This is a genomic window from Spirosoma daeguense (genome assembly GCF_054776875.1).
In genome coordinates, this window is record NZ_BAAHBF010000019.1 from 1 (window position 1) to 6611 (window position 6611).

Below are 6611 nucleotides of genomic sequence, written 5' to 3' on the forward strand. Positions count from 1 at the left end.
AGCTTTACACCGATAATCCCACCATTGTGCTGAAAGCGACTCAGGGCGGTAGTCTGGGTGAATCGTCATTTACCTACAACTGGCTGGCTAATTGTAGTGCTCCACAACCTAACACCCCGCCAAGAGTCAATATACCTCTGACCGGTCAGACGGCACAGGCGGGACAGGGGTTTGGCTACACGATTCCCCAAACCACCTTTACTGATAACGAGTCACCACATACGCTGGTCTTGAGCGTTGGTGGTTTGCCGACTGGTATGAGCTTTAGTCCGCCTACTCAGATTGGCGGAATCCCGACTGTGAGTGGGGTGTATACGGTGACGGTGACGGCCACTGATCCGGGGGGACTTAGTGTACCTGCTACGTTCCAGTTGACAGTGCTTCCGGCAGGTCAAGCGAGTGGTTTCGCCATCACGGGTGTACAGACGCTGAGCTGTGCTAGTGCCAGCGGAGGACGCCGTTCAGTGACCTTTACCCCGCAATACAGTGGTTTGGATGGTAGTCCGGTGAGTTTCTCGATAGTCAACGAGTTGCTGCCTACCACGAATTCGGGTCCTTATACGCTGGCATTGTATCCCGATAACCCGCGCTTACAGCTTCAGGCCCAGCAGGGTGGCGCTACGGCCAGTTATACGTATGACTGGTTAGCCGCCTGTAGTGCACCTGCCCGGCATGGGCTGGTAGAATTGGGTAGTGGTTTGCAGGTGAAAGTGCTGGGCAACCCGTTAGTTGGCTCATCGGTGGCACTTGAGATCAGTGGCATTATTGGTCAGTGGGTGGTGGTGAACCTAGTGGATCTGCAAGGTCACAAGCTGGGTGGAGCGCGCATAGAGCGTTCGGAAGAGAGGGAGCAGCTACGTCTGAGAGTTGATCGTTCGGCTGGAGTGTTATTGCTGGAGGTGCATACGGTAACTGAACGTCAGGTAATTCGATTACTTCAGAAATAAGGATTAGGGTAAGATATATATCTGCAAAGAAACAGCCAGATCAGGAGTGGTCTGGCTGTTTTGTGGATTACCGACGTTTCCGTGAAATAAGCTCCCTAAACATTCACATACCATCTCTGCGCGTAGACGCCTACTGACACGTAACGAAGACTTGTACGTAGCGAACCAACTTGGAAGGGGTTCAGCGAAGGCTGACGTGAATATCGGTACCGCGACATTACCTGGTCTCCAGTTTCCTGAAGCGAGGGGGCTGGAGTCATCCTTTCCAGCAAAGAGTAGACGTAGTAATATCGACCCGTAAGGACGTATTAACTCGTCGATTCAATAGACCCCACTGTGTTATTATCGCTTCCCAGTTTCAGGGTGTTGCCCCATTTATTCAATTCTATTTTGCCGGTGAAGCCCTAGATATCAGGGGTTGTTTGTAGCAGGCTGCTACGTTGTATTAAGTGATACTATAATATGGTTTATTGGTCCATCTGTGCCCTTGAGAACCGCTAGAATTGTTGGTAGACCATCAGTTTGAGACAGGATTGATAGCATTTGAGACGGAATTAACAGTCCATTTCAAAAAGCGGCCTCATCTTTGGTGATCTAAATATGTTAAGTTTTTTATTTGAGAATTATATAAACTTTTAAAATGCAGTATTTTTAAATAGGTAATTTGACGTTTGCTAGATTGACTCGGAGCCGCCCCTATTCTTAGGAATACAACTAGCAATTTGTAGGCTAGTTAGCAGTGCTCATTCGCTCGGTTAAAATTCGTTTACACCACTAATTACTCCATTATGAAACATCTCTTCTTTTCGCTAATTCTACGTTCATTCCTTGTTTGTTGTAACCTGCTACTCATCATCCATTCTCCGTTGTTGGCACAAAGCTTTCAACCTGCCATCAATTACAATGCGGATACAACTCCCTCTTCGGTGGCGGTGGGGGACTTTAACGGCGATGGTAAACTCGACCTGGTCAGCGCCAATCGAGGCAGTAACAACGTATCGGTGCTGCTGAACAATGGGGCAGGAGGATTCGGGGCCGCCATCAATTTTCCGGTAGGCAGTGCCCCCTCTTCGGTAGCGGTGGGGGACTTCAACGGCGATGGTAGACTCGACCTAGCTATCTCAAATGGTGGCAGTGGCAACGTCTCGGTGTTGCTAGGCAATGGAGCGGGTAGTTTCGGAGCCGCCATCAATTTTCCGGTAGGCAGTTACCCCGTTTCGGTGGTGGTGGGGGATATCAATAATGATGGTAAGCTCGATCTGGTCACCGCCAATTTTACCAGTAGCACCGTCTCGGTGCTGCTGGGCGATGGGTTAGGGGCATTCGGGGCCGCTATCAATTTTCCGGCGGGGGATAGCCCTGCTTATGCAGCGATGGGAGACCTCAACGGCGATGGGAACCAAGACCTGGCGATCGCCCATTATAATGGCATTACTGCCGTATCAATACTGCTGAGCGATGGGTCCGGGGGATTCACACCATCCACCGTCGTAAATGGGTTGGGCGGCCAGCCATTTATGATAGTCGTGAGGGATTTGAATAGCGATGGTAAACTGGATGTGGCCCTTGCTCACCGTAGCAACAACGTAGTGGTATTGCTAGGCGATGGCACAGGGGGATTCGCTGCCCCATCCTTATTTGGGGTAGGCACTGCTGCCTCTTCGGTAGCCGTGGGCGACTTTAATGGGGACGGTAACCTGGACCTGACAATCGCCAACCTCCTAAGCAACACCGTCTCAGTGCTGCTGGGCGATGGGGCAGGGGCATTCGGGGCCGCTACCCATTTGTCAGTTGGCGTTAGGCCTCAATCGGTGGTAGTAGGCGACTTCAATGGTGATGGTAGACCGGACCTGGCCACTGCCAATTTGAATACCAACAACATCTCGGTACTGCTGAATGAAATAGTAACGCCCCCGGTTGCTCAGGATGACATGGCGACGACTACCTCTGGTACGCCTGTTGCCATTACGGTAACAGCCAATGACACGGCTCTTTATGGAAACACCCTGAATGTGGGTACGGTAACCATCATTAATCCGGCATCCAATGGGTCGCTGAGTGTGAACACCACGACGGGTGAGGTAACGTATTCACCTTCCCCCGCCTGTTTTGTAGGGCAGGATAGTTTCACCTACACTATCAATGATAATACTGGTCTGACCAGCAATACTGCAACGGTTACCATTGACGTACAAGCCTTGCCGCTAACTCTAACAAACTTTGCCAGCAGTCCGGCGGTCGTCTGCACCGGGAGCCCGATTACCTTTACCGCTACAGTAGGCAACGCCAGTTGTGGGTACTCATACACCCTCACCGATGGAAGTAGTACCACTACTGGTAGTTCGTCCAGCACAGATTTTAGCCAAAGCTTAACTCCAACCGGATCAGGTCTACAATCCTTTACGCTGACGTTGGTCAATAACGCCCTCAGTGCCAGCGCCACCACCGACGTAACACTAAGCACCCCAGCCAGTGCTACCATTGCCTATGCGGGTTCACCGTTTTCCACTACGTCCGCTGCTGTGAACGTAACCCGCACGGGTACGGCTAACGGTACGTATACAGCCTCTCCATCGGGGTTGAGCCTCAATGCCAGCACGGGCCAGATTACTCCCGCCAGCAGCACACCAGGCAATTATACGGTGACCTATTCCGTGGCATCTAGTGGCGGGTGCCCAGTCTTTTCCACCACCGCAGCCCTAACGATTCAGGCTGCACCAAGTATCGACTTGCGGATTAACTTAGTCTCGGCCGGGCCAACAGCTGTGCCTGGCGATCAGATCTTATATGTTACGGGTATTAATGGGACTGATGTAGAGAATGTCGTACTAACCAATGTGCTGCCTGCATCTGTGACCCTTATTAGCGCTACGTTCTCCCGTGCCATCGGGCCACCTATTGAGCATTCGATAACAGTAAACGGTAACATTGTTCAGGTGACGATCCCAAACCTGCCTTCTGGCCGGTATGCGTTTGGCGCTCAGGTAAGGATTGATCCAGCCAGTACGGGTACCTTAACCACCACAGCCTCCATAACGGCCACCACGGCCGATCTGAATCCGAGTGACAATACGGCTGAACTCTCGCTAACGCTCACCCCTCAGGCCGATTTATCGGTCACCCTCACCGATGCTCAAACAGCCGTCCAGGCAGGGAGTCCAGTCACCTATACTCTGGTAGTGGCCAACAGCGGTTTATCCAACGCCCCCAACGTTATAGTGACCGACATCTTTCCCCCCAGCCTGACGGGTGTTAGCTGGACGGCAAGTGGTGCTGGTGGAGGAACGACTGCCCAAGCGTCCGGTTACGGCAATCTGAATCAGACGGTGAATCTGCCGGTTGGCGGCTCAGTTCGGTTTGTGATCACGGGTACTCTGAGCGCATCGGCTATCGGCAGCCTCACCAATACGGCCAGTGTGACATCCGCAGCCGGAGTTAGCGATCCCGATGAGACCAACAACTCAGTGACGAATACGGTTACTGTCATTCCGCTTATGTTACCGTCCATTAGTGGCTTCTCGGCCCTCTCCAACAACGTCTGTGTAGGCAGTCCGGTTAGCTTCACGGCCAGCGTGGGCAACGTAACGGGAAATTATGCTTACACACTGTCTAATGGAACCAGTACCACCACAGGTAGCTTGTCCAGTACAAGTTTCAGCCAAAGCTTAACTCCAACCGGATCAGGTCTACAATCCTTTACGCTGACGTTGGTCAATAACGCCCTCAGTGCCAGCGCCACCACCGACGTAACACTAAGCACCCCAGCCAGTGCTACCATTGCCTATGCGGGTTCACCGTTTTCCACTACGTCCGCTGCTGTGAACGTAACCCGCACGGGTACGGCTAACGGTACGTATACAGCCTCTCCATCGGGGTTGAGCCTCAATGCCAGCACGGGCCAGATTACTCCCGCCAGCAGCACACCAGGCAATTATACGGTGACCTATTCCGTGGCATCTAGTGGCGGGTGCCCAATCTTTAGCACCATCGCTACCCTGACCATTCAGCCACCTACCAATCAGAAACCAGTCGCTGTCGATGACAACGTTGATGTACTCAGCAATACAACAACTCCGGGCAACGTACTGACAAATGACACTGATCCCGATGGGCATCCGTTAGCGGCATCGCTGGTTGTGGCTCCGATTAATGGGATGATCATACTCAATGCCGATGGGAGCTTTTCCTATTCCCCCAATCTCGGTTTCATTGGTCGAGATAGCCTGACGTATCAGATATGTGATAGTCCGGCAAGTCCGATGCCTTCCCTCTGTGATTCGGCTAAAGTTTACTTCAACGTTCAGTCAAACGCGCCTACCTTGACGGGGTTGATGGCCACGGTTTCCGCCGTCTGCGCTGGTAGCCCCGTTACGTTCACCGCCACCATTGGCAACCTAACTGGTGCGTATAATTTCACGATGACCAACGGTACTAGCACTACCAACGGCAACAGCAGTAGCACCGTATTTAATCAGCGTGTACTGGCCGCTGGCTCGGGGCCACAGAGTTTTACCTTGACCGTAGAAGCCGGTGGGCAACAAACGACCGCTACGACGGTTGTTACGGTCAATGCGCTGCCAGTGGCTACGTTGTTGGCCAATCTGGGCGGTATACTCACCTGTACGCAGACCTCTCTGACGTTGACGGCAGGGGGTGGTGATACCTACAGCTTTGCCGGTCCGAGCATTGTGAGTCAGGATGCTACGTTGGGTAGGGCAACCGTTAATGCGAGTGGCTTTTATTCGGTAACGGTATCAGCGTCAGGCTGCACCAGTACAACCAGCATTACGATTGGTCAAGATAACAATGTACCGTTGGTGAGCATCTCGGCGAATCCGTCATTGACTATCACTAGCGGGCAGAGCACGACCTTAACAGCCAGTGGTGCTACGTCCTACATCTGGTCGACGGGCGAGATAGCTAATTTCATTGTCGTCAATGCGGCAGGCCCTTACTCGCTCACCGGCACCACTGGTAACGGCTGCTCGGCTACTACGTCGGTGGTGGTGAGCCTGACGACGGCACCTGCTGGTCCCTTTTCCATCACAGGCGTTACGGCCAATACGTGCCAGCAGATTGCCAGCAATCGCTACGTAGTTAGTTTTACACCCCAATACACCGGAACGAATGGTCAGCCTATTAGCCTCTCGGTGGTCAATGAACTCTTTCCCACCACGGCTCCGGGACCATACACGCTGCAACTTTACACAGATAATCCGACAATAACGCTCAAAGCACAACAAGGCGGTACGTCGGGCGAAGCATCGTTTGTTTATAACTGGTTAGCCGCTTGCTCTAATCCCCAACCCAACACACCACCACGAGTCAACCAGCACCTGACCGATCAGATTGCTAGAGTGGGAGAAGGATTTGGTTACACAATTCCACAAAATACCTTTACCGATAACGAATCACCCCAAAGTCTGGTGCTGACTGTGAGCGGCTTACCGGCTGGCCTAAGTTTCAGTGCTCCAACGCAGATTGGCGGTGTACCGACCCTGGCCGGTGTACGTAGCGTGACGGTGACGGCTACCGATCCACAAGGGCTCAGCGTGAGCACTAGCTTTATCCTGACCGTGGTAGAGACAACGGCTACCAACACCCCGCCAACAGTAGCCAATCCGATTGTCAATCAGGTAGGCGTTCAGGGTCAGCCCTTTGGTC

The 6611-nt window shown here is 52.6% G+C and carries 2 protein-coding genes; both read left to right on the forward strand.

Features of this window, described 5'->3' with window-relative positions; translation table 11 throughout:
* Positions 1-947 (forward strand): putative Ig domain-containing protein (locus ACYVD4_RS31845; protein ID WP_460952479.1); only part of this gene is annotated, 947 nt, incomplete at its 5' end.
* Positions 948-1735: 788 nt separating this feature from the next.
* Positions 1736-6611, forward strand: a 4876-nt coding sequence (locus ACYVD4_RS31850) for a beta strand repeat-containing protein (RefSeq protein WP_460952481.1), incomplete at its 3' end; no start/stop codon positions are given.